General features: G+C 60.7%; 22 protein-coding genes and 2 pseudogenes. 15 read left to right on the forward strand and 9 right to left on the reverse strand.

Going from position 1 to position 26,175, the window contains the following annotated elements; translation table 11 throughout:
• Window positions 1-113: 113 nt before the first annotated feature.
• Complete coding sequence (locus CXR43_RS11185) at window positions 114-887, reverse strand: DeoR/GlpR family DNA-binding transcription regulator (protein WP_103333990.1); 774 nt, start codon at window positions 885-887, stop codon at window positions 114-116.
• 227 nt (window positions 888-1,114) lie between these two features.
• Window positions 1,115-1,319: pseudogene (locus CXR43_RS11190) on the reverse strand (integrase core domain-containing protein); the annotation flags it as partial.
• 433 nt (window positions 1,320-1,752) lie between these two features.
• Between CXR43_RS11190 and CXR43_RS18065 the strand changes: the two are divergent.
• Window positions 1,753-2,209: pseudogene (locus CXR43_RS18065) on the forward strand (hypothetical protein); the annotation flags it as partial.
• 45 nt (window positions 2,210-2,254) lie between these two features.
• On the opposite strand, the gene CXR43_RS11200 reads toward CXR43_RS18065, so the two are convergent.
• Window positions 2,255-3,022 (reverse strand): FadR/GntR family transcriptional regulator, encoded by a 768-nt coding sequence (locus CXR43_RS11200; protein WP_103333991.1) that lies wholly within the window; start codon window positions 3,020-3,022, stop codon window positions 2,255-2,257.
• Between the two features lie 141 nt (window positions 3,023-3,163).
• Here CXR43_RS11200 and CXR43_RS11205 point away from each other — a divergent pair, with 141 nt between their 5' ends.
• The 7 genes from CXR43_RS11205 to ligD all read left to right on the forward strand — a co-directional run bounded on the left by CXR43_RS11205 (window position 3,164) and on the right by ligD (window position 11,912).
• Window positions 3,164-4,192, forward strand: a complete 1,029-nt coding sequence (locus CXR43_RS11205; protein WP_103333992.1) for a TRAP transporter substrate-binding protein — start codon at window positions 3,164-3,166, stop codon at window positions 4,190-4,192.
• A 95-nt stretch (window positions 4,193-4,287) separates the two neighbouring features.
• Window positions 4,288-4,803, forward strand: coding sequence for a TRAP transporter small permease (locus tag CXR43_RS11210; RefSeq protein ID WP_103333993.1), 516 nt, complete (start codon window positions 4,288-4,290; stop codon window positions 4,801-4,803).
• The gene (locus tag CXR43_RS11215; protein WP_103333994.1) at window positions 4,803-6,077 is read left to right on the forward strand and encodes a TRAP transporter large permease; all 1,275 of its coding nucleotides are present in this window, start codon (window positions 4,803-4,805) and stop codon (window positions 6,075-6,077) included. Before CXR43_RS11210 ends, CXR43_RS11215 begins: the two co-directional genes overlap by 1 nt.
• A gap of 17 nt (window positions 6,078-6,094) precedes the next feature.
• Window positions 6,095-7,267, forward strand: a complete 1,173-nt coding sequence (gene dgoD, locus CXR43_RS11220) for a galactonate dehydratase (protein WP_103333995.1) — start codon at window positions 6,095-6,097, stop codon at window positions 7,265-7,267.
• Window positions 7,268-7,529: 262 nt separating this feature from the next.
• Window positions 7,530-8,285, forward strand: a complete 756-nt coding sequence (locus CXR43_RS11225) for an SDR family NAD(P)-dependent oxidoreductase (RefSeq protein WP_103333996.1) — start codon at window positions 7,530-7,532, stop codon at window positions 8,283-8,285.
• Window positions 8,286-8,543: 258 nt separating this feature from the next.
• On the forward strand, window positions 8,544-9,380 hold the full coding sequence (gene ku, locus CXR43_RS11230) for a non-homologous end joining protein Ku (RefSeq protein WP_103333997.1): 837 nt from the start codon (window positions 8,544-8,546) through the stop codon (window positions 9,378-9,380).
• 3 nt (window positions 9,381-9,383) lie between these two features.
• The gene (ligD, locus tag CXR43_RS11235) at window positions 9,384-11,912 is read left to right on the forward strand and encodes a DNA ligase D (RefSeq protein ID WP_103333998.1); all 2,529 of its coding nucleotides are present in this window, start codon (window positions 9,384-9,386) and stop codon (window positions 11,910-11,912) included.
• Window position 11,913: 1 nt separating this feature from the next.
• On the opposite strand, the gene ku (CXR43_RS11240) is transcribed toward ligD, so the two are convergent.
• The gene (gene ku, locus CXR43_RS11240) at window positions 11,914-12,717 is read right to left on the reverse strand and encodes a non-homologous end joining protein Ku (protein WP_103333999.1); all 804 of its coding nucleotides are present in this window, start codon (window positions 12,715-12,717) and stop codon (window positions 11,914-11,916) included.
• Between the two features lie 171 nt (window positions 12,718-12,888).
• Here ku (CXR43_RS11240) and CXR43_RS17915 point away from each other — a divergent pair, with 171 nt between their 5' ends.
• The 5 genes from CXR43_RS17915 (at window position 12,889) to arsH (ending at window position 15,654) form a co-directional block, all read left to right on the forward strand.
• Window positions 12,889-13,044 carry a hypothetical protein gene (locus CXR43_RS17915; protein ID WP_168219747.1) on the forward strand — a complete coding sequence of 52 codons (156 nt, stop codon included), beginning with the start codon at window positions 12,889-12,891 and terminating at the stop codon, window positions 13,042-13,044.
• 112 nt (window positions 13,045-13,156) lie between these two features.
• Window positions 13,157-13,504 (forward strand): ArsR/SmtB family transcription factor, encoded by a 348-nt coding sequence (locus tag CXR43_RS11245; RefSeq protein ID WP_103334000.1) that lies wholly within the window; start codon window positions 13,157-13,159, stop codon window positions 13,502-13,504.
• Window positions 13,501-14,520: an ACR3 family arsenite efflux transporter gene (gene arsB, locus CXR43_RS11250; protein ID WP_103334001.1), complete on the forward strand. Its 1,020-nt coding sequence runs from the start codon at window positions 13,501-13,503 to the stop codon at window positions 14,518-14,520. The genes CXR43_RS11245 and arsB overlap by 4 nt, the downstream gene beginning before the upstream one ends.
• Window positions 14,517-14,945, forward strand: a complete 429-nt coding sequence (locus CXR43_RS11255) for an arsenate reductase family protein (RefSeq protein ID WP_103334002.1) — start codon at window positions 14,517-14,519, stop codon at window positions 14,943-14,945. Before arsB ends, CXR43_RS11255 begins: the two co-directional genes overlap by 4 nt.
• Window positions 14,938-15,654, forward strand: a complete 717-nt coding sequence (gene arsH / locus CXR43_RS11260) for an arsenical resistance protein ArsH (protein ID WP_103334003.1) — start codon at window positions 14,938-14,940, stop codon at window positions 15,652-15,654. The genes CXR43_RS11255 and arsH overlap by 8 nt, the downstream gene beginning before the upstream one ends.
• A gap of 60 nt (window positions 15,655-15,714) precedes the next feature.
• On the opposite strand, the gene CXR43_RS11265 is transcribed toward arsH, so the two are convergent.
• The 4 genes from CXR43_RS11265 to CXR43_RS17920 form a co-directional block, all read right to left on the reverse strand.
• Window positions 15,715-17,067: an HlyD family type I secretion periplasmic adaptor subunit gene (locus CXR43_RS11265; protein WP_103334004.1), complete on the reverse strand. Its 1,353-nt coding sequence runs from the start codon at window positions 17,065-17,067 to the stop codon at window positions 15,715-15,717.
• On the reverse strand, window positions 17,060-19,114 hold the full coding sequence (locus CXR43_RS11270) for a type I secretion system permease/ATPase (RefSeq protein ID WP_435530797.1): 2,055 nt from the start codon (window positions 19,112-19,114) through the stop codon (window positions 17,060-17,062). The genes CXR43_RS11265 and CXR43_RS11270 overlap by 8 nt, the downstream gene beginning before the upstream one ends.
• A gap of 97 nt (window positions 19,115-19,211) precedes the next feature.
• Window positions 19,212-21,284 (reverse strand): hypothetical protein, encoded by a 2,073-nt coding sequence (locus CXR43_RS11275; RefSeq protein ID WP_103334006.1) that lies wholly within the window; start codon window positions 21,282-21,284, stop codon window positions 19,212-19,214.
• A gap of 98 nt (window positions 21,285-21,382) precedes the next feature.
• Window positions 21,383-23,794, reverse strand: coding sequence for a beta strand repeat-containing protein (locus tag CXR43_RS17920; protein ID WP_168219804.1), 2,412 nt, complete (start codon window positions 23,792-23,794; stop codon window positions 21,383-21,385).
• A gap of 695 nt (window positions 23,795-24,489) precedes the next feature.
• On the opposite strand from CXR43_RS17920, the gene CXR43_RS18070 reads away from it, so the two are divergent.
• Both CXR43_RS18070 and CXR43_RS11295 read left to right on the forward strand, forming a co-directional pair.
• Window positions 24,490-25,197 carry a helix-turn-helix transcriptional regulator gene (locus CXR43_RS18070; RefSeq protein WP_246831354.1) on the forward strand — a complete coding sequence of 236 codons (708 nt, stop codon included), beginning with the start codon at window positions 24,490-24,492 and terminating at the stop codon, window positions 25,195-25,197.
• Window positions 25,194-25,694 carry a hypothetical protein gene (locus tag CXR43_RS11295; RefSeq protein WP_103334008.1) on the forward strand — a complete coding sequence of 167 codons (501 nt, stop codon included), beginning with the start codon at window positions 25,194-25,196 and terminating at the stop codon, window positions 25,692-25,694. The genes CXR43_RS18070 and CXR43_RS11295 overlap by 4 nt, the downstream gene beginning before the upstream one ends.
• Before the next feature lie 128 nt (window positions 25,695-25,822).
• On the opposite strand, the gene CXR43_RS11300 is transcribed toward CXR43_RS11295, so the two are convergent.
• The coding region (locus CXR43_RS11300) for an integrase core domain-containing protein (RefSeq protein ID WP_146036507.1) at window positions 25,823-26,175 on the reverse strand (353 nt) is incomplete at its 5' end.

The following is a 26,175-nucleotide window of genomic DNA, read 5'->3' on the forward strand; positions in this document are numbered from 1 at the left end:
TTGCATCATTTTGGACCGCCGTCGCACCTTTTAGGCAGACGAAGCCACTGTCCAGCCATAATCTTGCCTGAATCTGCGGCGACGTTAAGAGTTTTCTCGGCCTGTTGATGGGTTCAGCCGATCAGGACCCTGCCACCCGAGGCGGCGATTCGCATCGCCACCTCGTCAGGTGGCGGCCGATCCGAAATCACACAGCTGATCTCTGACAGATTGCCCATCTGCACCAGGCCACGGTTGCCGAACTTGCTGTGATCCACGGCCAGATAGGTCCGCTGTGCCTGCGCCATGGCCGCGCGCACGACGGTTACCTCGGCAGGGTCGTCATTGGTCAGCTCGCCACTCGCCTCGACCCCGGTCACCGAGAGGATGGCCAGATCAAAGCGAAAGCCGGACAGAAAGGCCGCCGTGGATTCCTGAAACACCGCGCCATCCACCAGACGGACAAAGCCGCCGGGCAGAGCCAGGATGAAAGAGGTCTGGTCTGCCAGAAAGGCCGCAATCCGCAGACTATAGGTGACAACACGCAAATCCTTGGCACCCACAAGGGCACGGGCAATCGCCTCGCAGGTGGTGCCGGTATCAAGAAAGATCGCGCTTCCGTCGGGAATTTCGGCCGCCACCCGAACGGCGATCCGCTCCTTTGCCGCACGGTTGGCGATGCGCCGGTCGCGCAGGGTACCAGCGCCGACCCCGTCGATCACCATCGCGCCCCCCGGTACCCGACGCAGGTATCCGCGTTGCGACAGCTCCATCACATCGCGGCGTGCCGTCTGGGTGGTAACCGCAAAATGCTGTGCGATCTCGTCCAGCGTCAAATGCCGGTCCAGCGTCAGCCGCTGCAGCAGCCGCTGTTGGCGCAGAGCTTTCTTGTCTTCCAAACCGTCCATGCCGCACCTTGCCCGCCGTCCCGGCCCTGTTATCCTGGGTTAGTGCAGCACGGCGGCCGGGTCCATCAATTTCCCGAAAAGACCAATGCCCCTGCAAGCGGAAGCCCCTGACTCGGCCGCGGACCCTATGCGCGTCGGTGCCGGCAGAGGGTGATTTCAGGGCCGGTTTGCAACCGGCACTCATCAGAAATTCAGCCCAAGTTGACCTGCCCCCCGGTCGTCCTCGTTCATAATGAGGGTCTTTGGGGTTGATAGTGGTCGGTTTCGGGGTGGGCAAGCGCGCGGAGCCCTCAGATCGCTCAAGCGCCCGGCGCGCGTCGGACGGGGTCTTGTTGCCCAGCGAGGAATGGAGCCTGACGTTGTTGTCGTCATATTGCAGAAGGCCAGCGTGCGGCCGGCATCCGCCAGGCTGCCGAAGATCTCCTCGTTGATCCGAGCGGCTTCTATACATGGCTGCGAGAGCCTTTGAGCCATCGTCCGTTGGAAGACCGGCACCAAAGCGTGCTGCTGAGCAGGCTTGGGATGACAGCGGCGAGGTTTATGGCGAGCGCAAGCTGCACTATGATCTGTGCGACATGGGCGAAGACATCAGCCCCAACCGGGCGTGGCGCCTGGCCCGCCTGGCGGGCATAAGGGCCCAGATTGGTTACAAAAGGAAGGCGGGCTCTTACGGTGGCAACCCTGCAGTCGTGGCGGACAGCACTCTGAACCGGGAATTCGATGTCGATGCCCCGACCAGTTCTGGGGCGAGCCATGGAAGGTGCCATTGGTCCGAGCCCAATGGCGAGCGACATAACCTACATCCGCACCCAAAAGGGGTTCTTGTATCTGGCGGTCGTGATCGATCTGCTTTCTCGGCGCGTGCCGGCACAAGATGGGGAGCTACACCCATCCCCAGGCAGAGGTGATAGCCGCCACCGTTGCCGGCATGCCGCACAGGGTGGGCGGCATCCGCATGGCGAGCCGAGTGGCGGAACTGGCGCGCGCCAGGTCGACCCCGGCGTGCTGCCGGGCGTCGTGCCGCGCTGACTGCCCGTCGAGACCCGGCAGAACCTGCATGGCGAACGGGCGACGACCATCGTCTTCGGCACAGAACGGGCGAAGACGCTTGGCAAATGGCGAACAGTTGAACTGCTGGCCTGCCCGGTCACTTTATGGCCACTTCCGGCACAGATCGAATCCGCCCGTCGCGGCTATGAGGATTGGTGGCGGGCGCTGGACTGGGTGGGGGATGGGCTGATCGCGGGCGCGAGGAAGAGGTGATGGCAGCGATACCGAAGGTGCGGCCTTGGGTCCGCATGATTGGAAGTGAACAGCCATGAAGTCTAGCCGTTACATGCCGACGCAAACATGCATGACAGGACTGATCAAAAATCCCGCCAGTAGTCATCCGCGAGGGAACGGTTAAGCTCCAACATGGCTGACATAGCCTTGAACGCACCGTCCGGATCGCGGGCACCAATTGCTTGGGCAACGGCAAGGTGACCCTCACGGCTGACTTGTTCGTTCTCCGGGTTTGCGACCCCGAATTCATAGGACACGCGCAGCATCGTCAGAATGATCTGCCGCATTTGCCGCATGACCGTATTTCGGGTCATGTCCAGAAGGGTGACGTGAAACTGACAATCTGCCGCGAACAGACGTTCAATATCTACCTGCTCGGGGTAAATGGCATTGGCAGCCGCTAGCAGGGTTTTCGCCTGATCTTGCGTTCCGCGAATTGCGGCAAGCCTTGCTGCAGCAGGCTCCAGAATGGCGCGCAATTCAGTTGTTTCGGCAAAAATCCGTTTGATTCTCGGATGTGTGGAGTCGTGCCAAGCGACGACGTCACCATCCAGAAGATTCCATTCCTCTATGGGCCGGACACGTGTTCCATACCGCCGCGCGGTTCTGACCAGTCCTTTGCCTGAGAGAACCTTGATCGCATCACGTACGGTCGCCCGACTGACACCGAGAGACTGACCAAGTTCTTCCTCGGTCGGCATGACCATGTCCTGCGGATAGGCATCATTGGCGATACGACGTCCAAGAATTTCCACAGCTTGTTTGGCCGCGCCAGTTGGAAGCGAAGCCCCGAATTCCGTCGGAATGCGGAATTCGGGCTTGCGGTCCTGTGATGGGAGATCAGACTTCACGCATAAAATCCTTCTTTACATATGATCTAGAAATAGGCAGTCTACATCTCATGTAGAGCCATTTGGCCTACTCTGGCAACGCCCGGCAGCATGCCCAGACCTTGCGCCTGCAGACCCAGATTTACGGAGGAGGAGGATCTGATGACGATGACACGCACGTTCTGTGCGGCCACAATGCTGGCTGCCACGTTTATTTTCGGAGCCGCCCATGCTCAAAGCGTGGAAATCAAATTCGGCCTCGGCATGCCCGAAGGGGACAGCCCAGAGTATCAGGCGCTGGTCCGCTTCAAGGAATATGTCGAGTTCAAAAGCAACGGTGAGATGACCGTTCGCATGTTCCCAGGCAACCAGCTGGGCAGCGAACGCGAGATGATCGAGATGGTTCAGCAGGGCAGTCTGGAAATGACCTTTCCTGCCGACGGGGCCATGGCGGGGTTCTATCCGCCAATGCAGGTCTGGTCGATTCCCTACATCTTTGAATCGGCACCGATCGCCTGGAATGTGATGCAAAGCGATTTCGCTGATCGCATGCGGGAAGACATCCTTGCCACCACCGGCATCCGGGCGCTGGCCTTTTCGCAAAACGGCTTCCGGTCATTCACCAACAATGTGCGCCCGCTTGTGACCCCGCAGGACATGGCGGGGCTCAAGATCCGCACCATGGAAAGCCCGGTCTATATGACAATGGTCAACGCGCTGGGCGCCACGGCAGTGCCCATCGCTGGCTCTGAGGTCGTCATGGCGCTGCGGCAAGGCGTGGTGGACGGCCAGGAAAACCCGCCAGCCGTTGTGTTCAGCGGTGGGCATGGCGAGGTGCAGGATTACTTCACCCTGAATGAGCACACCTTTGGCCTGCATGTGATCATTGCCAACAACGACTGGTTCACGGCGCTGCCGCAAGGCCAGCAGCAGATCATCAAGGATGCGGCGGAGATGATGGCTGTGACCGAAAACCTGCTCAAGACCGAAGGCGACTGGCGCTACAGCCGCCGTCTGGTGGAAGAGATGGGGATGGAAATCCATGTCTCGACTCCCGAAGAAAAGGCCGCATTCAAGGAAATCGCGCAGCCGCCGGTGCTGACCTTCATCCGTGAATCGGTTGGCGATCAGGTGGTCGATGACATGATCGCAGCTGTCGAAGCAGCAAAGGCGGACCTTTACGGCAACTGATCCCGCCGGACTGCGGCCCGGTCGCCTTTGGCGCGCCGGGCCGTGACCTGACTTTTCCGGTCCCCCGAGAGGGAGTGCCGTTTTGGGAGCAACCAATGGTAGTCACCGCCACACGGACCGCGCGCGGGCTTGCACGCCTGACCGAGGTTCTGGCCTGTCTGTTGATGATCGTCGTCACCGTCCTGAACCTCACACAGGTGGGCGGGCGCTACATGTTCAGCATCGGGTTCAACTGGACCGAAGAGGTCATGCGCTATTCGATGATCTGGTTGATGATGCTGGGCAGCGTGGCCTGTATCTTCCGCGCCGAACACATGGGGATCGAAGCGCTGGAGGCAATGGTGCCGCCCCACCTGTCGCGCTACGTCAAATCAGCACTTTACTCGGTGGCGGGCATCTTCTGCGTCATCATTCTGGTCTACAGTTATCCACTTGCCTTGCGCAACGCCGCGCAGACTACGCCTGCGTCGGGCATTTCGATGATCCTGCCTTATGCCGCCCTTCCGGTCGGATCGGCGCTGATGCTGGTGCAGATCGCGCTGAGCTGGCTTTCCGGGTTTGAACCCGACAGTGGCCCGGTTAAGGACACGTCTGCCGGGGGGGCCTCCTGATGCTTGCCGTCGCCGCTTTGGGCATAGTGCTGTTGCTGGTCGGCGTTCCGGTTGCTTTTGCCCTCGGGCTGGCCGGGATGCTTGGTGTCTGGATGTCGGGCCTGCCGCTCAGTGTGACAGCTACCCGTCTATTTACCGGGGTGGACAGTTTCGTTTTTCTCGCCGTGCCGTTCTACATCCTTGCCGCCGAGATCATGAGCGCGGGGGGCATCACCAGCCGCCTGATCGCAATCGGCTCGGCGATGACCAGCTGGCTGCGCGGCGGCACTGCCTTTGCCAATATTGGCACATCGGTGATGTTTGCAGGCATCTCCGGCTCTGCCGTGGCCGACGCGGCGGCGCTGGGGCGGGTGTTCATCGACGAGATGCCGAAGGAAGGCTACACTCGGGAGTATTCGGCGGCGGTCACCGCTGCCTCTTCGATCATCGGGCCGATCATTCCGCCATCCGGACTTGCAATCCTGATGGCAGCGGTGACGGGTCTTTCGGTGATCGACCTGTTTCTGGCCGGCATTCTGCCCGGCCTTTTGCTTGCAGGGGCCTGCGCTGCGGTCGTTGCCGTTGACGCCTTGCGCGGGAAGCTTCCAAAGCCACGCCGCGCCCGGTTCAGCCGCGACGGCCTTGGCCGGATGATCCTGGAAACGCTGGCGGTTCTGACGCTGCCCGCCATCATCATCGGCGGGATGCTTGCGGGCATCTACACCGCCACCGAAGGCGGCGGCATAGCCGTAGCCTACGCAATCTTTCTATCCATGGTGGTGTTCCGAGTGATGACATGGCACGGCCTGTGGCTTGCCTTTTTGCGCGCTGCGCGCACCTCTGCCAGCATCTATTTGCTGGTGGCAGCGGCAACCATCCTGTCATATGCGCTGAACATCCTTGGGATTTCATCCTGGGTTTCGGCGATGACGGGTGTGTTTCAAGACAGCCCGGTGCTGTTTCTCTTCGCAGTGGCCGCGCTGATGCTGGTTCTGGGTACGTTCCTGGACATTGGGGCCGCCATCCTGATCTTTGCGCCGCTGATCATGCCGATCGTCACCAGCCTTGGCATTGATCCGTTGCAGGCCTGCATGATCATCATGCTGACGCTTGCGATGGGCCTGCTGACCCCGCCGGTGGGCGTGGTTCTTTTCGTGGTGATGCGCGTCGGGGGCATCGGCATGTGGCCGCTGATCCGGGCGCTGGCTCCGTTCCTTGCCGCGCAGCTGATCGCCATTGGCGTGCTGTGCCTTGTTCCCGAAATATCCAGCTTTCTTCCGACGCTGCTGAACTAATTGAAACGAGACGCCTGATGAAGATTACTGCCATCCGTACCGTTGTGGTCAATGCGATCCACAGAAACTGGGTATTTGTGAAGGTCGAAACCGACCAGCCGGGCCTGCATGGCTGGGGTGAGGCGACGCTGGAATGGAAGACCCGCGCGGTTGTGGGTGCCGTGGAAGATCTGGAGCAATTCGTGGTCGGGCAAGATCCGCGACGGATCGAGCATATTTTTGCCCGGATGACCAAATTCAGCTTCTGGCCGCTGGGCTCCATCGGGCTGACAGCAGTGTCGGCGATTGATCAGGCCCTTTGGGACATCAAGGCAAAGGACTTGGGCGTGCCTGTCTGGCAATTGCTGGGCGGGCAGGTGCGTGACAAGGTGCGGGTCTATACCCATCTGCGGCGCGCCAAGATCGGGGCGCAGATCGGGACCGAGGATATCGGCGCTTTCTGCGCCGCCGTCGAGGAAACCCTTGCGATGGGCTATAACGCCGTCAAGTTGGGTTTTGTGCCCTATTGCGCCTACGAGGCCACGGTGCCCGAACTGCTGCATGTGGAAAAGGTGGCCGAAGCCGTGCGGGACCGCGTGGGGCCGGAAGTCGCGATCATGACCGATTTTCATGGCCGCCCCGCATCGCCCGAGGTGGCGAGGGCCTACATCGACGTGATCGCGCCAATCCGCCCGCTGTTTGTCGAGGAACCCATCCAACCTGGCAATGCCGCCGCGATGGCCGGGTTAGCACGTCGGGTGAATTGCCCGCTGGCGACCGGCGAGCGGCTGTTCACCTTGCGCGAATTTGCCGAACTGTCCGAGTTGCAGGCCGTGGCCCACATTCAGCCCGATCTAAGCCATTGCGGCGGCTTGACAGGCGGCAAAAAAATTGCCGCGATTGCCGAAGCCGGACAGATGGGCATCGCACCTCACAATCCGATGGGGCCGGTGGCAGGGGCAGTCGCGCTGCATTTCGATGTGGCAACGCCAAACTTCCTTATTCAGGAAGAGGCGGTCGGTCTTGTGCCATGGTTCGACGAGATTTTCGACCATCCGATGCAGCTTGTGAACGGCTGCTGGGACGTGCCGCAAGGCGTAGGCCTTGGCATTGAGATCAACGAAGCGACCGCCGCCCGCCATCCTTTTGCACCGGAAATAGTCCCAGCGCTGGATGCGATCCTGCCTGACGGTACCATCGCACATTGGTAGGTCACGGCACACCGCCGTGAATCTCGGCAAAAAACCAAGGACCTGACATTCGTTGGGCAGTTTTGGGTGCCGCAGGCGGCGAGCTGGCTAGTCAGGAATCCACTTCGCAGAAGCCACCGCGCGGGAATCCAGTCAGCGGAAGCCACTTCCACTTGAGCGGCGGCAACGTTTGTGGAGCACTTTCCCCACCATGCTCTGACAATGACGACGCGCGATGACTATGTTGGAGAGATCAGAATCTTGAACATGAAGGAGACGACCGATGGATCTGCGGTTCGACGACAAGACGATCATCGTCACGGGTGGCGGTTCCGGCATCGGCGCGGCCACGGCAGAAGAACTGGGTACCAGCGGTGCGACCGTGATTGTGGCTGACATCAATCTGGCCCATGCCGAGAGCATCGCCAGTGCAATCGTCGCTTCAGGCGGCAAGGCATTTGCCGTTGCTGTGGATGTGGCAAAGGCCGATCAGGTCAAGGCGATGGTGGATTTCGCCGTACAGAAGACGGGTGCGCTGCATGGCATCGTCAACAATGCCGGCATAAGCGGCCCCTCGGACCCTACGGGCAGCTATGACATCGATGGCTGGCAGAAGGTGATCGACATCAACCTTTCCGGTGTCTTCTACGGCATGCGCTTCGCCATCCCAGCCATCGAAAAGGCCGGCGGTGGGGCAGTCGTCAATGTGGCCTCAATCCTCGGCTCAGTGGGCTTTGCCAATTCTGTGGCTTATGTCAGCGCCAAGCATGGCGTTCTTGGCGCGACCAAGAATGCCGCGCTGGAGCATGCCGCCGGTGGCGTTCGCGTCAATTCTGTTGGGCCTGGCTTCATCCATACGCCCCTCGTGGCAGATGCGCTTGATGATGCGACGCTCAAGGCACTTGAAGGCAAACACGCGCTGAACCGCCTTGGACGTTCCGAGGAGGTCGCAGCGCTGATCGTCTTCCTGCTGTCGGACCGCGCCAGCTTCATCACCGGATCATACCATCTGGTCGATGGTGGCTATACGGCACAGTAAGCCGAGCCGCATAGCGCTGCACTGGCCCCATTCTATGGTGACCTTGCGCATGCGAACGGAGACTGTGGCAATGAACAAGGCGGATCGGCAAGGTTCTGGACCAGCTTGATCAGCACGCTGGACTTGCCCGGAAAATGTGGAGAGCACCAACTGAGGAATCAGGAGGTGTTCTATGGGAAAACCCAGGCCGCTTTAGTTCGGAACAACCTGCCGCTTTCGGTGTTGTCATCCGAACCTCGGATCGGGAGAACGTCGAACATGGCACCGCGCGCCAACTGGAAGGGGACGTTGAGAATTGCCGAATTGTCCTGCCCGGTTGCGCTTTATACGGCGGCGTCGACCTCGGACCGGGTGGCGTTTCACACCATCAACCGGGCGACCGGCAACCGCGTAAAACGTGAGTTTGTTGATGCCGAAACGGGCAAAGCCGTTGATCGTGACGATCAGGTCAAGGGCTACGAGGTGTCGGATGGCGAGCATATCCTGCTGGACCCGGAAGACATTGCGGCAGCGGTGCCGGAAAGCGATAAGGTCCTGACAATCGAAGCGTTTCTGGCCTGCGCCGAGATTGATGATGTCTACTTTGACAAACCCTATTATCTGGCCCCCACGGACCGTTCGGGACAAGAGGCCTTTACTTTGATCCGTGATGGTCTGGCTGCAAAGAATGTTGCCGCTCTGGCCCAAACCGTCCTGTTCCGGCGGATGCGGACGGTTCTGATCCGCCCCTATGGCAAAGGGCTGGTCGCGACCACACTGAATTTCGATTACGAGGTCCGATCCGCCGAGGCGGCATTCAAAGACATTCCCGCGCCGAAGATCTCAACCGAAATGCTTGATCTGGCCCGGCATATCATCGGGACCAAGATGGGAAAATTCGACCCCGCCGCGTTCGATGACCGTTATGAGACTGCGTTGGAGGAACTGGTCCGCGCCAAGTTGGAAGGCCGCAAGATCAAGCCGCGTCCGGCTGAAAGGCCCGGCAAGGTAGTCGACCTGATGGAAGCGCTGAGGGCCAGTGCAAAGCAAAGCGGTGGCGCAAAGTCTACCGGAAAATCCCGCGCCAAGCCGGCTCCGAAGCGCAAGGCGGGGTGAGCCATGGCGCTGACCCAATACCGCCAGAAGCGCAACTTCACCACTACGGCAGAACCAAAGGGTCGCAAAGGTCGGGCGCGTGGCAACAGTTTTGTCATCCAGAAACATTACGCCCGCCGCCTGCATTACGATCTGCGGCTGGAAATGGACGGTGTCTTGCGCAGTTGGGCGGTGACGCGTGGCCCAAGTCTGGTGGCGGGCGAAAAGCGGCTGGCGGTGCATGTCGAAGATCACCCGCTGGAGTATGGTAGTTTTGAGGGCACCATTCCGAAAGGCGAGTATGGTGGGGGCACAGTTCTATTGTGGGATCGCGGCAATTGGACACCGGTTGGCGATGCGATGAGGGGATATGCCAAGGGCCATCTGGAATTCGAGCTGGCTGGCGAAAAGCTGCAAGGCCGCTGGCATCTGATACGGATGCAGGGCAAACCGCAGGAAAAGCGCGAGAACTGGCTGCTGATCAAAGCCGAGGACGAAGCAGCCCGGCCAGAGGATGCTCCTGATGTTCTGGAAGAATTGCCGTTATCGGTGAAAACCGGGCGCGACATTCCCCAGATCGCCGCAGGGGCAGCGGCACCTTCGGCCAAGGTACCTGCACGCGCCGCGCCTGCCCGGAAAAAGCCCCCTAAGCTTGAACAGGAAGAAGAGACGGAAACCAGCGCGCCGGACCCTTCAAAGATCAAAAGGGCCAAAAAAGAACGCCTGCCAGACTTCATCCCCCCCATGCTGGCGACTCTGTCCCGCTCCGCTCCAACCGGTGAGCGTTGGCTGCATGAGATCAAGTTCGACGGATACCGTCTTCAGGCCCGGATCGCGCCGGACGGCATTAAATTGCTGACACGCAGCGGGCTGGACTGGACCGACAGGTTTGGCCAGACCGTGCCCGCTGCCCTGCGCGATCTGAAAGTTCAGGCCGCATTGATAGATGGGGAACTGGTGGTCGAAAGCGGCACGGGTGCCTCCGACTTTTCGGCCTTGCAGGCGGACCTGAGCGAAGGCCGCGCAGACCGCTTTGTGTTCTACGGTTTCGATCTTCTGCACCTCAATGGCCATAACCTGCGGCATCTGGCGTTGTTGCAGCGAAAAGACATGCTGGAACAGCTGTTGTCCGAAGCATCCGGCCCCCTGCGCTACAGCGCGCATTTCGAAGAAACCGGGGCCACGGTCTTGCGACACGCCTGTCGGCTGAGCCTTGAGGGCATCATTTCCAAAGCCGCTGACAGCACCTATCGCGAGGGGCGCGGCAAGGCTTGGATCAAATCCAAATGCTCGGCCCGGCAGGAGTTCGTGATTGGCGGCTACATGCCATCCAGCGCTACGAAAAATGCCGTCGGATCGTTGGTGCTGGGCGTTTATGAAGGGAAGAATCTGGTCCATGTCGGCCGGGTCGGCACTGGCTTTTCAGCGCGGGTGGCCAGCGATCTGTTCCGACAGCTGGAAAAGATCGGCAGTCCGGACAGCCCGTTTCACAAGCCGCTGACCACCGACCAGGCGCGACAGGTCCGCTATGTGCAGCCGGAAGTGGTGGCCGAGGTGGAATTCCGCGCCTGGACGGCAGATGGCCACCTGCGGCACGCAGCCTTTCGCGGCTTGCGCGAAGATAAGCCTGCGACGGAAATCCGGCGCGAGGAGGCCCCAGCGGCGGCAAAGCCTGCAAAGACGCCCCCGCGCCCGAATGTAACACTGACCCACCCCGACCGGGTCTATTGGCCCGGGGAGGGTGTCACCAAAGAGGGTCTTGCCGACTACTATACTCAGGTCTGGCGGCAGATTGCGCCCTTTGTGGTCAATCGGCCGCTGGCCTTGCTGCGCTGCCCAACGGGCATCAACGGACAGATGTTCTTTCAGAAACATGCGTGGAAGGGGCTGAACCGTAATATCCGGCTGGTGGACGATCCGAATGACCGGGGCGATCCGTTGATCAGCATCGACAGTCTGGAGGGCCTGATCGGCCTGGTGCAATCGGCGGCACTGGAAATTCATCCTTGGGGGGTGTCACTGGAAGATTGGGAGCGCCCCGACATGATTACCATGGATCTTGACCCAGGCGAGGGCGTGGCGTGGTCGCAGATCATCACGGCGGCAGAGGAAGTGCGGCAACGGTTGGAAAACGCGGGGCTGGCGGCTTTTGTCAAAACGTCGGGCGGCAAGGGGTTGCATGTGGTGACACCCCTGAAACCGCATGCGACATGGCCCGAGGTTAAGGCCTTCGCCAAAGCGATGGCGCAGTCGATGGCGACCGATACACCTGGCTCCTATGTCGCAACAGTTGCCAAAGCCAAGCGCAAGGGCAAGATCCTGATCGATTATCTGCGCAACCAGCGCGGGGCCACAGCCGTGGCCGCGTATTCCACCCGCGCTCGCCCGGGCGCAGCAGTTTCGACGCCTTTGGCGTGGACAGAGCTTGGGCCGGATATCGGACCAGCGCATTTCAGCCTCGCCAATCTCCCGGCGCGGATCGCTGCCCTTATTGCCGATCCTTGGGCGGATTTCCGAAAGGCTGCTGTGCCGTTAAAGGCCAAAAAGCTCTAGACTACTTGCCTTTCTTCTCGGCGGCGAGGCTGCGCTTCAACGCATCCATAATGTTCACCACATTGTCCTTGGGCGCGGCATCGGGACTGGCCTTTGCCTTCGGCGCACGCTTGCGTCCCTTTTTCTTCGCAGCAATCAGATCGAGCAACCGGTCCTGTACCGGGTCAGACGCCATCTCAGGGGCCCAAGGTTTGGTGCGCTCCTCAATCAGCTTTTTGATCAGCACCATCACCTTCTTGTCGGGCTTATCCGTATCAACCTTCTCAAAATAGGCGCTCTCTTCGCGAACTTCGTCACCAAAGCGCAGCGTCCAAAGTACAATGCCTTTGCCTCGCGGTTCGAGCATCACGGCCCGTTCGCGCCGGGCCAACACCAGCCGCGCTATGCCGACCGTTCCGGTTTCGTCCATGGCTGCACGGATCACGGAAAACGCCTCTTCACCGACACGATCGGCAGGGGCGAGATAATGCGGTGCATCGTACCAGATCCAGCCAATGCTGTCAGAGGGTACGAACATATCGACATCAATGGTGCGGGTACTTTCGAGTGCTACCGAGTCCAGCTCATCGTCTTCCAGCAGCACGTAATCATCTTCGCCCCGGGCATAGCCCCTGACCTCATCCTCATCACGCACAGGTTTTCCGGTAACACTGTCAATGTATCGGCTGACCACCCTGTTACCTGTAGCCGCATTCATCGTGTGAAAGCGAAGCTTCTCCGCCTCGGACGTCGCCGGAGACATGGTAACCGGACAATTTACCAGCGACAGCTTAAGATAGCCTTTCCAGTAGGGGCGGGTTGCCATCTTTACGTCCTTTGCAAAAGTCTCGGCATCAGGCTTGGTTGGCCTGACCTACACCGCCCAACCCCACACATGGCGGTTGGTTCCGGGACCTTCGGATCAACTGCCCATCCGGGCCGTTGTCTTTTGACTCTTCATCCAATGGGTTATCACCCGGCTCATCGGAGAGAACCCATGAAATCCAACGCCATATGCTGGATGCCACCAGCCGCCGACCACGCAAGCGCGGCCAACGAGATCGAGTCACTTCCCGAAGGGACTGTCATCGTGAAAATGCTTGGTGATTATGCAGTGCTGGGGAATCAAGCAAAATTCCGCAACACGCGTTGACGGGCGATCTGACCGTCAAAGCACCCATTGAAACGGATCGATTTCACGATTGACCACGCATTGCCACCCCCTATATATCGGCAATCGACGATATACGAAAGGAAACCAGGTGATGCTTGGCACCTCATCGCCCTGTTCAGAGCTGGAAGATCAGAGACTGGCTGATCTCGGGAAGTCGCTTGCGCATCCCGCACGCATCCGCATTCTGCGCCTGCTGCTCGCCACCCCCGGCTGCATTGGTGGCGACATCGTCGATGCCGTGGGCCTCGCGCAATCAACGGTGTCCGAGCATCTGCGCATCCTGAAGGCGTCCGGTGTGATCACCGGCGAAATCTCTGGCCCCCGCGTATGCTATGCCCTGAACCCCGAGGCGTTGTCCCTTCTGGCGGACTTTGTCGCATCGCTCAAGCTGCCAGCAAATGATGCTTGCTGCATCCCAGAACCGAAAGACGCCCCATGAGCCTGTTTGAACGCTATCTGACCCTATGGGTCGCGCTGTGCATCATGGCCGGGCTGGCGCTTGGTGCCATTTTGCCCGGCGTCTTCGCAAGGTTGGCAAGTCTGGAATACGCCTCGGTCAACCTGATCGTCGCGGTGCTGATCTGGGCGATGGTCTATCCCATGATGGTAGCGGTTGATCTTGGCTCGCTGAAATCTGTCGGTCAGCGGCCAAAGGGGCTGATCATCACGGTGGTGATCAACTGGCTGATCAAGCCCTTCACCATGGCAGCGCTTGGGGTGCTGTTCTTTCAGCATCTGTTCGCAGGTCTAATCGACGGCGATAAGGCGTCGGAATACATCGCGGGGCTGATCCTGCTGGGGGCTGCGCCCTGCACGGCCATGGTGTTTGTCTGGTCGCAGATGACGAAGGGCGATCCGAACTACACTCTGGTGCAGGTCAGCCTGAATGACCTGATCATGGTGGTGGTCTTCGCCCCGATTGTGGCCTTCCTGCTGGGCGTCACCGACATCGCTGTGCCGTGGGAGACACTGATCCTGTCGACCGTGCTTTATGTGGTTATCCCGCTGGTGGCAGGAGTCCTGACGCGATCTGCCCTGATCCGTCAGGGCGGTGAGGCGGCGGTCGCGGCTTTCACGGCCCGCATCAAGCCCGCCTCCGTGATGGGTCTGCTGCTGACTGTTGTGCTGCTGTTCGGGTTTCAGGGGCCGGTCATTCTGGCACAGCCGGGTCTGATCGCGCTGCTCGCCGTGCCGATCATCATCCAGTCCTACGGCATCTTCGCGCTGGGCTATGGCTGGGCCTATCTCTGGCGCCTGCCGCACAGGATTGCCGCCCCCTGCGCGCTGATCGGCACGTCGAATTTCTTTGAATTGGCGGTCGCCGTGGCCATCGGCCTGTTCGGCCTGAACTCGGGCGCCGCCTTGGTGACCGTTGTGGGTGTGCTGGTCGAGGTGCCGGTGATGCTGTCGCTGGTGGCTTTTGCCAACCGCACCCGGGAAAGGTTTCCGCGATGAGCTTTCCGATTGTCATCCATCATAACCCAGACTGCGGCACGTCACGCAATGTGCTGAGGATCGTCGAGGCTGCAGGCTATAAGCCGACGGTGATCGACTATCTGACCGAAGGCTGGACGCGGCCGCAGCTTCTGGCGCTATTTGCAGCCGCCGATGTCACCCCGAAGGAGGCCTTGCGCATTGCCAGATCTCCGGCCGAAGCGATGGGCCTGACCGCGCCGGGCATCACCGATGACCAGTTGCTGGACGCGATGACCACCCATCCGATCCTTGTGAACCGCCCCATCGTCTGCAGCCCGAAAGGCGTGCGTCTGTGCCGTCCGTCAGAGGTGGTGCTGGACCTGCTGGACAAAGTGCCACTCGGGCCCTGGGCGAAAGAAAACGGGCAACTCATCATAGACGCGGAAGGAAACCGGCTTGTCTGACACACCCAACATCGACGGTGCGCTGTTCCCCGGCATCGACAGTGCTGCCCTGTTGACCCCGCCGCACAAAACGCATGCCCCGCGCATCCTGATCCTCTACGGCTCGCTCCGCCCGCGCAGCTTCAGCCGCCTGTCGGGCGAAGAGGCCGGTCGTATCCTGACGCGGCTTGGGGCCGAAGTGCGTTTCTTCAACCCATCCGGCCTGCCGCTTGTCGATGATGGCGTGGACGCCACGCACCCGAAGGTGCGCGAATTGCGCGATCTGGTGGCGTGGAGCGAGGGTATGGTCTGGTCTTCGCCCGAACGGCACGGCGCAATGACGGGGCTCATGAAAACGCAGATCGACTGGATTCCCTTGTCCGAGGGGGCCGTTCGGCCAACCCAAGGCAAGACACTGGCCGTGATGCAGGTTTCAGGCGGGTCGCAAAGCTTCAACGCGGTCAACCAGATGCGGATACTGGGGCGCTGGATGCGGCTGATCACCATCCCCAACCAATCCTCGATCCCCAAGGCGTTTCAGGAGTTTGACGAAGCAGGCCGGATGCGGCCATCTCCCCTCTACGACCGGATCGTCGATGTGATGGAGGAGTTGATGAAGTTCACCCTGCTGACCCGCGACCGCGGCGAATACCTTGTGGACCGATATTCTGAACGCAAGGAAACGGCAGAAACGCTGATGAAGCGGGTGAACCTGTCGGCAGCGACCTGATCCCCGGCGGGTCCACCACGCTTGGGGGGGCGGAACTGGCCAGATCCTGGTACCCCGTTTCTATTGTTCCCGGAATGCGCGCGACATAGAATCTGTAATCGGTTTGGTGATGTATTGCGCGAAGGTGCGCTCCGCCGTCTGGACCATCACTTCGGCAGGCATGCCGGGCGTTGGAACAAAGCCTCTGATCCGCGATAGTTCTGTCGGGTCCAGAACAACGCGCACCACATAAACTTCGCGGTTGGTCCGGTCCGTGCTGTTGGCGACCGCATCGGCCGAAATGTAATCTACGGTCCCATGTAGAACAGGCGTTGTCCGCTGGTTCAACGCGGTCAGGCGCACGACAGCCGGTTGGCCGACCTTGACACTGTCGATATCTGCACGCGCAACCAGCGTCTCAATGATAAGCGGCGCGTCAGAGGGCACGATCTCTGCGATGGAGCGTCCGGTCTCGATCACGCCGCCTGCGGTGTGATAATACAGGCGCACAATCGTTCCGCTGACCGGTGCGGTCACCTCGGTCCGCAGCAGGATGTTCTCAGATCGCCGGGCTTGCTCGCGGATGCTTTCAAGCTCGCTCTGCACCACCTGCAACTGTGCCAGCGCGGTGCGGCTGTATTCGTCAAGCATGCGGTCGCGTTGGCTGATGGTGCGTGATTTCAGCTCTGCGATCTCACCCAGCTCGGCGTCGATCCGCGCGGTCTGGCCTTCACCCTCCAGAACGGCGCGTTGCAGGGCAAGAACGTCCGTCCGCCGGATCAGCCCGCGCTCCAGCAGGTCCTGCTTGACGTTCAGTTCCTCTGCCAGCAGGTCGATCTGGTCAAGCAGTGCCTCGCGCTGCGCGATATAGCCTGTTTCGCGGAATTCGATCGCTGCCATGTTGCGGTCGGTCATCGCCAGATCATTGGTCAGGCCAGAGCGGGTGACCGCAAAGGCTACGCTTTGGCTGTCAAGGATGACCGCCACCTCGGGATCGCTGCGCAGTGCCTCCAGTTCAACCGGAAAGAGAATCGTGTCGCTGCGCAGATGCTCTGCAAGCAGGCGGGCTTCGGTGGCCTCCAGCCTGATCCGGCGCAGCTCAAGCTCACGATTGTTGGCCTTTGCCGCCGTTGCATCCAGACGCAAAAGTACCTGGCCTTCCGTCACATGGTCTCCTTCGCTGACCAGGATGTCCTTGATGAGTCCTCCTTCAAGGTGCTGCACGACCTTGTTCTGTCCGGTGGCGACAAAGCTTCCCTGTGCAAGGATCGCCGCGGCAAGGGGCGCACCGAAGGCCCAGACCGAGAAGCCGCCAAGGCTGGCGAGCAGGATCAGGCTGCTGGTCACCACAAGCCTGGAAATTGAGCGCGGCACATCGCGATACCATTCCGCAGCGGTTGGTGGCGGCAGCGGATCTGCAAGAGCGTTATCCATCTTTTTGTCCTCCAGACTGAGCTCTTTGTCCGGGTGTATGTGGGGGGGTGGCGTCTTGCCTCTCGGACGGGGCGGCCTCCCCTCCCCCCGCCTGCACCGCGGGCCCGCTGCGCTGTGCGGTGCCGTTGAGTTGTTCGAGCACCCGTTCGCGGGTGCCGAACATCGCAACGCCGCCGTTGGCAAGAAGCATGATCTTGTCGACGACGCTCAACAGCGCAGGCTTTTGTGTGATGACAACCACCGTGATCGCCGAGTCCCGCGCTTGTGCAATGGCCCGGGCGAGCGCGCGGTCCCCTGCCGTGTCGAGGTTGGAGTTCGGTTCATCAAGAACCACAAGCCGGGGGTTGCCGTAAAAGGCCCGGGCAAGGCCAATGCGCTGCTTTTGCCCGCCGGACAACGGCGCGCCATCGGCTGCGACAAAGGTTTCATATCCCTGCGGAAGCTGGGCGATCATGTCATGCACATCCGCCAGCACGGCCGCCGTGTGAACCTGCTCGTCGGTGGCGTCACGCCGCATCCGGGCGATGTTGTCCTTGATGGTGCCCGGAAACAGCTGAACGTCTTGCGGCAGGTAGCCGAGGCTTTCGCCCAACTGCCGCGTATCCCAATTCCGCAGATCCATAAGGTCCAGCCTCACATTGCCCGAGGTCGGCAGGATGGACCCCACCAGCATCTTGCCAAGGGTCGTCTTGCCCGCCCCGGAGTTTCCGATCACTGCCAGGGTCTCACCGGGGTTGAGTGAGAAGCTGAGCCCGTTCAGAATCACCTGCTTGGTCCCGCCCGGCACATAAAGCAGACGCTCGACATCCAATCGACCCTCTGGCCGCGGCAAGCGCAGGCGTTCGAACTGAAGACGCGAACTGCTCAGCAGAGCGACAATCCGGGCATAGGCCGCGCGCGACAGCAGCAGCGCATTCCACCCCTCGATCGCGCCCTCGATCGGGGCAAGCGCGCGACCGGCGATGATGGATGCAGCGATCACCATGCCGCCAGTCAGCTCACCGCCAATGGCGAGAAAAGCGCCCCATCCCAGCATGGCGACTTGAGTCAGCAGTCGTATCCCGCGCGAGATAGACGCGCTGACGATGTTGCGGTCTTGCGCGCGGACCTGTGCGATCAGAGAGGCCGCAGTATCGCGTCCCCACATCGACACAGCCTCGGGGATCATCGCAAGCGCGTTGATGATCTGGCTGTTGCGCGACATCGAGTCGAGATGCTGGTTTGCCTTGGCCTGAGCAAGATTGGCTTCGGCAAAGGGCTTTGCGGTAATCTTCTGGTTGATCAGCGCAATCAGCAGCAGCAGCAGTGAAGTGACGATCACAATCACGCCCAGATGGGGATGGACAAAGAAAACCACCAGAACGAAAAGAGGGGCGAAAGGCACATCGAGGATCGACAGCAGCGTACCGGACACCAGAAAAGCCCTGACCTGCTGCAGATCACCCAAGGTCTGATACTCGCGGCCCGTGCCATGCAGCGAGGCATGTGCCGCGGCGCTGAGCACCGGAGCGCCCAACTGTGCGGCGATCTCGACGGCGGTGCGCATCAGGATGAAGCGCCGGATGGCGTCGAAGACCGCATAGAGCACCACCGCTCCGGTGATGACGGTTGTCAACATGATCAGCGTGTCGGTTGACCGACTGGTCAGGACGCGGTCCGAGATCTGGAACAGGTAGATCGGGATCGCAAGGATCAGCAGATTGGTGGCGCAGGTGAGCACCAAGACAAAAGAGATGTTGGTCCAGACCGCCTTGCGCCCTTCTTGCAAGCGGGCATTGAAGTCTTCGGGCCCGACACGTCGGTGGAACCTGGACCCCCGATGACCGCCGCCGCCGCTCCCTGAAGTCGGTGGGCTGGGCCTTTCCGGGATCGGGGCTCCGGCTGTGGCCTCAAGCGTGGCACCAAGCCGGGCCGCTGTCGGGCCTTCGCGCATTTTCGCTTTTAGCTCGGGGTTGATTGCCGCATCCGCTGTCGCGTCTGGTGCGCGCTTGGGTGCCGGATCGGTCAGGTCGGGCGCGGCAGGCCCGGGCTGGGGCGCGGGCCGCAGCTTCGACTGACCCTCCTTGACCAGAAGATCTGCGCTCAACGTCAGCAGCGGCGTCTCGGTGTGATCCTTCACGGCAACTCTCCTGTCACTTTGCACATTACGTGAGCATCGCGTGCAGCGCATCGCCGCTGGCGGACTGGTCGTGCCCGGCGGCGAAGGGGGCAGGCTCGTGATCAGCCTTTTCCGCGAGCATGCCGTCAGCCAGAAATGCGACGGCCTCGTTTGCCAAGGGCGACAGGTTCACCCCCGTGGGCGGTGCATCACTCTCCACAAGCTGGGCCTGATAGATCAGCGCATCGCTGTAAGCCTCGCCACCCACCATGATCTCGGAATCGAGGCCGATCTCGACAATCTTTGCCGCGTTGAGCTGGGCGTTCGATCCTGTCACCAGTTCCACTGTTTCGCCGAAAGCGAGCAGGTCATCCAGCATCAACTGGATCTGGTCCGTGTCGCCAAGGAAATTCTTCTGCTCAATAATATTGGCTTTGAGAAAGTCGCCCTTGACATAAAGGACCTTGAGCGCGGATTTGCCCGCGAAGAGCGCGTCCTGTGCGACTTCGCTGGACAGGCTTTTGGAACCCTCGGCCATATCATCGAGCGCGGTACGAAAGCTGGCTTTCATTTCGGTCAGTTCGTCGCGGCCGGTCTGCATCAGTTCGGCCTGATTGTATTGAAGGTTATCGCCCGACGCGTGACTGACCTTCCCTGCCTCAGCGCCACCCACCACATCGGCATCCATCAGAACGTTGACCTGGTCGATCACGTTGAGACTGACCATGCTGCCGCCGACAAGGATCAGGTCGTAGTGAAACCCCAGTTCAACCAGCTGGACGCTGTTGCTGATGATGTTCTCGCTCGTGCTGATATAGGTCGCCGCGGCTGTGACCGTGATTTCGGCGCGGTCGAAGTCGGTTGCAAAAACGTATTGCTTGACCCAGTTGACCGCAACCAGATCGCCTTCGACATGTACGATGGTCCAGTTTTCCGGGAGCTGCCCCGCGGCGGCTGGCTCTGTCGGGTCGTCCGGATCGACCGAACTTTCGACCTGACGCGAGACGGCATTCAGCATTTGGGAAGGGCTTGCCGTAGGTCCGTAGGCCGAAGACGCGGCACCAGCCATCACATTGACCTGGCTTACGATGTCCAAGCGGACCGTGTCGCCCGCAACGGCAATGACAGGCGCATCCACCCAGACCTGGACGACAGACACCTCATTGGTAACAAGATTCGCACCGGTCACCACCTTATGCCCGGGATCAACTTCGAAACCGGTCTCAGGCGCATTCGTGGTGCCGTCCGGCCGGGTGGCGAGCGCATCCTTTGCCGCCATGGCCGCTTCCTCGCGGGCTGCATTTTTCTCGGCAAGGAATTTGGGGAGAAGGTCGGTGAAATCGGGCAGGACCGATGCTGGCGCGTCGGTGTTTGCGGGGTCACCGGCACCGGTGTATGGCACAGGGGCAAGGTTGTCTGCACCGGCCCCCGAAGCGGCAAGCAGCTTGCCGTTGACATAGTCGCCAACCGCCCCCTCGCCGCGCAGAAACAGCTGGACTTCGGCCTGTGGACCCGCGGGCGACAGCTCCGCGAGCTTGGCCATGAGGGCAAGAAGGTCTGCAGGCTGCGGCAGGCCTTGGCCGGTCATGCCAAGTGTGGCAAGGGCGCTGATGCCCTCGGCCTGAACGATGAGCTCAAGAAACTGCAGGGTGAGCTGCGCAGGGGTAACAAACACCGTCTCGCCAGTCACCAGCAGCAGATCATTGTCTGAGAGGTCTGCCTTTTGGAAGAAAGACACCAGAATTGAATTCGGTACCGCAACGGGGGGCGACCAACTGTAGGACCATCCGCCCCAAGCCAGGGGATCATCGCCCTCCATCTCGGAAGGACTGATCGGTGGTTCGAAGTTGATGCTGACGTCGTGTCGCAGAAACTCTGGATGAAATGTCCCGGGCGAGGGCGGAGCGGGCGGCGGTAGATATGTCAGCCCGGGATCAAAACCCTTGAGGCTGTAGGGGGCGCTCACGCCAGTCTGGGGAACGGATTGCGGATCGCGCACAATCTTGTCGCGGATGAAGGAAAAGGCCTCATACTCAAGGCGGAGCCTGTTTCCTTCGACGTCGAGGTGAAACAGGCCGACGAAACGCGCAATCTCGTCACTGATAAGATCATTGGCCATATTCAACCCCAGCACTCAATCAACCGGCAGGCTCTGTATCCGCTGTGCCATAAGCGTTTCCGGGGCCGGAACGAACCGGCCCCGGAAAGTGTCAGATCTCAGGCTTCGTCGTGTCCCACATAGGACGACGACAGCGACCCGCCGACCACGGTCATGTCGACCGCGTTGCCAAGCACATTGGCGCCCATCACGATGCTCTGGTTGAACGCCGTGGTGTTGATCGCAGCTGCAGCCGAGGCGAAGGATTCGCCTGTGACTTCACCGCTTTCGCCATTGCCGGAACCCCAGCTTCCAAGGTCGCCGCCTGCGCCACCGGCCCCGGTCGAGGCCGTGCCGCCGGCCCCGCCGGTGCCGGCTCCACCCATGGCATCGCCCAGCGTCGCCGCGCCGCCATAGGTTGCACCACTATCACCACCCCAGCCGGTGGCGGTGCTGTTGCCGCCCGTGCCGCCCGCGGCATCGACCGTTCCGGTACCGTTGGAGGTGTTGGTCGCATCCGAAGTGGACGCGCCATCCCCCCCGTAGCCTGCGATCGCCTCCGCCATCGACTCCGCAGTGCCATCAAGGTCGGCCTGCGAGAAGATGTCGGACCAGCCGCCTGCACCGCTGGCCGCATCGGCACCTCCAGTTCCTGTGCCCGTGGCAGAGGAATCCGCCGCCGAGTCATTGCTGGCACCGCCGCCGTTGGCCGTGCCGCCGGTTCCTGTGCCAGTGCCGTTACCATTGGCCGCGCTGTCTGCCGCATTGGACCCGCCCGCGCCACCCGCGGCATCGGACATTCCCGTTCCGGTGCCGGTGCTGTCGGCCGCGCTGTCTGCGGCAGTGCTGCCACCTGCGCCTGCGGTTGCATCGGCGTCGCCGGTTCCGGTCCCGCTGCCATCGGCTGCGCTGTCGGCGGCATTGCTGCCCCCTGCGCCACCGGTTGCATCGGACGTGCCCATGGCATCGGTGGTGCCGGTCACATCACCGCCGGTTGCCATGCCGCCGGTTGCATCGCCGCCAGTGCCGCGTCCATCGCCAGCGTCACCGCCAGATGCGTCGGCGTCGCCAGCAGTCGCCCTTGCGTCATTGTCGGTGCTGGCATTGCCAAAGCCTGGAAGCAACCCGTTGCCAGAGGCCGCGTCACCATCGGCATCGCTGTCTGCATCCGACTGCGCATCTGCGCCTCCGCCTTGGCCGCCAGCGCCGTCACCAGAGCCCGCCGTTGCGCCATCGGCGTCAGCTTCGCTTTCGCCGTCGGTCTGGGCTTCCGTGTCGGCATCCGAGTCGGCATTGCCGCCATCGGCATCCTCGGCATCGGCATCCGATCCGGCCAAACCCAGGCCAAGCCCGGCACCGATCGCACCGGCATCCCCGCCGTCTGCATCGTCCGAATCCGCTTCGGACGTGGCTTCACTGTCGCCCTCGCCGTCGGCCTCGGAGTCAGCGTCGCCGCCGTTGGCGTCTTCGGACTCTGCTTCCGATCCGGCCAGACCCAGGCCCAGACCGGCACCCAGAGAGCCAGCATCACCGCCTTCTGCGCCCTCGGCTTCCGATCCGGCTTCCGATCCTGCAAGGCCGGCACCTACGCCGATCGCCCCTGCATCGCCACTGTCGCCACCTTCACCGTCAGCGTCCTGATCAGAGTCGATATCAGAATCAGCATCGGAGCCGGCTTCGGAATTGCCCCCGGAACCACCAGCGGCGTCGCTGCTGGCATCGGTGCCGCCGAAGCCAAGGCCAAGGCCAAGGCCACTGGCCGAGGCATCGCCACCGTCATGCGAATGACCGTCACCGCTGCCCCCGTCGCCGCCTTCGGCCTTGCCGCCCATGGCAAAACCGCCGGTGCCGTTGCCAGCGTCGCCCTTGCCACCATCGGCCGAGGCATGGCCGCCACCTTCGCCACCGTCCGAGCCTGCGTTGATGCCGTCACCGGCCTTTGCATGACCCCCAAAGGCGTCACCCTTCTGGCTGAACTCGCCAGTGTTGCTGACAGTGGGGCTGTCGAGCGTGTCGTTGTCGTTCAGATCGTTCGCTTGCGTCAGCACAAAGGCGCTGCTGTTGCCGTCGCCAAAGGTCACGCCGTCAAGACTGACGTTTTCACCGGCATTGTATCGCATGTCGCCCTGCGACACGACTGCATCGCCCATTTCCGACCCATCATCGAGGTCGATGTCGATGAAATCGTCATCGCGGGGAATCCACTCCCCTCCGCCGAAGTCGATATTGACCGCGTTGGAGTTGTCGTTGTCACTGTTGCCGGAACCATCATTCGACTGGTTCTGGCCCTGGTCCTGACCCTGGCCCTGGCCTTGGTCTTGATCCTGGCCTTGGTCCTGATCTTGGCCCTGATCCTGATCCTGGCCTTGGTCCTGATCTTGGCCCTGATCTTGATCCTGTTGCATCTGCTGGGCGTTTACGTCGAACTCGGCCGTCTCGATAGAGATGTCGGTTTCGAACGAGGCGTCGATGTGGTCAATATTCACATCGTCGATCATCAGGTTGTTGTTCTGGTTGCGATTGTTCAACATCGTGCGTCTCCTGAGACGCTCCGGGGGTTGTCAGTCATTTCAAGACAACATGCCGATAGCGTCAGATTGGTTGACATTTGTACCGGCCGTATTGGGTCGTCTGAGACCAAAACGGTCGGACACGAGCTTGCGGTAGCGCAGTCTCCCCCCTTCCAATTGATGCCCTGATTGCCCTCAAAATGGGAATGCAGGTATGCGGTCAAAATTCAGTCATGAAATAGCCACACTCTTTGCGGCAATCGGAATGGTGGCACCGAGGCGGCACTCCGAGATAGCTGCAAAAAGGAGCAGGGCACCGGGTCCCTCTGCCTACTTGTTGATCAGAAATAGAAAAATGGAACAGGTTGCCATTTTTCAGGGCAATCAAGGTGCGAATCGGTGAGGGTGATGGCGCCCAACAGAGCTAGGCAAGATCGCTTACAACCTATGGTGTATCTCTTCCAGCGGGAGCATTTCACAGGTAGAATGCACAATTTCTGCGTTATTTCATGCAGATGTAATGACTTTCTCACCCATGGCTGGACGAAGCTGCCTTTGATTTCAGACATTAACCTGATCATTCGGCTAGTTCTCGATTAATCAAATTTGTGTTAACTTTTGATCATTCGAGAAAGTATTTCCCCAAGGGAATTAGATCCCCGGTTTGCTTCATTGTGGGGAGCGGACCCGATCGACGCTATTTTTAAGGAGGCGACATGAAGGGTGGCTTCACTTCCGAACCGGACCGCACACCAAACCGCCCCCATTCGAGGAGCCCAGGCTCAATCGTGTTCTGGGGAAGCCAGATTGCATTTTCAGACTGGATTCTGCGCGTCGCCGAAGCTGAATCCGGTGGCATGGATGTCATTCGGGTCGACACTTTGAAGGGACTGGATGCGCATGACGGGACGCAACGCTTCGTTTTTTTCGATGACGCCGCTGGGAGCGAAATCCTTGGTGACAACAGTCTTGATCTGAAACTGGCTGGAAGCATCCGGTCTGTCTTTGCCTATCGCAACGAAAGCCTGGCGCGCCAGCTTCTGGCGCGTCGCCGCGAAGTGATGGGCGGCGCAGGTTTGGGCTTTCTGCCAATGGACCTGACAATTGATGTCTGGACCCCAATGTTCCGGTTAGCCCTGCTGGGTGATTTTGTGGTGCATGGCCGACTTCTGGACCTGGTTTCAGTACCGGCTCCCCATGCTGAGCCGATGCGGGCCGAAAACGGCGCTCTGACTCCTCGCGAAACGGAGGTTCTCGGGCTTGTCGCACAGGGCATGCGCAACAAGACCATCGCTCACCAACTTGGCCTGTCGGAACACACGATCAAACTGCACCTGCACAATCTGATTAGCAAGATCGGCGTCCACAACCGGACCCAGGCTGCTCAGTGGTTCGTCAAGTACTCACGCAACGGGTCAAGATGACACAACCAGCACCCGGTGCCGATTTTGACGAGGTCATGCTTCTTGTCGGGCGGCTCAACTACGCGTGGACGAACACCGAAAGTCTGTTGATCCATCTGATTGCTGGACTGGCAGGAACAAGCAAAGAAACCGCCGTCATCATATTCCTGACCCTGAACACGACGCGCGCTCGCGTCGATCTGATCGAACGTCTGGTAAAGACAGACCCGCGCCAGCCGGAGGAGCGGCCACGGGTCTTGACCCTGACGCGTCAGCTGGTGGGGTTCTCCAGCCTGCGAAACCGCTACAATCATTGCATCTACTCTTTCGATGTCGAAGGCGGCTCCCCGAAAACAATACAGATGCGGATTTCAGACCGGCGAGATGCGATAAAACTGGGCCAGATCGAAGTACTTGATCAGCAGGCGCGCGCTGAGATTGGCAAGGCAATTGCAGGCTTGGGAGAGCTCAACAGAACGATCTGGCAACTGATCGCCGATTTTAAGTATCCTGCCTGATTGAGGTGGTTATGAACCGCGCCGGGTTTGCCGGAGGCTCCACCTCCTGAGTGGGATGGAGCATGATGAGCAAGACAATGAACAAGTTTTCCGCTGAAGTGCGTGGGAAGTGACGTTGCCCCCGACTTTTATCCATGGTGAGCGAGACTCCGGGTTTGAGTTTTGCCCATTTGGGCGGGTTGGGCAACGGGGGCTGGCGCGGAGCTTTGCGGGTTACGCAGCGTCAGGCCCCGTTGCGGGGCGAAGGTTCGGGCAAATTCGGCTGGGGTCTGCCAGCCGAGGCGGGAGTGGGGCCGTTCGGTGTTGTAGTCCGTGCGCCAGGCGGCCAGTGTGGCGCGGGCATGGTGCAGGGACGGGAACAGGGTCTCGTTCAGGAGCTCGTCGCGCAGGCGGCCGTTGAAGCTTTCGATGAAGGCATTCTGGGTCGGCTTGCCTGGCGCGATGTAATGCCAGTCAAACTTGCGATCATCCACGAACTTCA

It is taken from the genome of Pseudotabrizicola formosa, assembly GCF_002900965.1.
Lineage (GTDB): Bacteria > Pseudomonadota > Alphaproteobacteria > Rhodobacterales > Rhodobacteraceae > Pseudotabrizicola > Pseudotabrizicola formosa.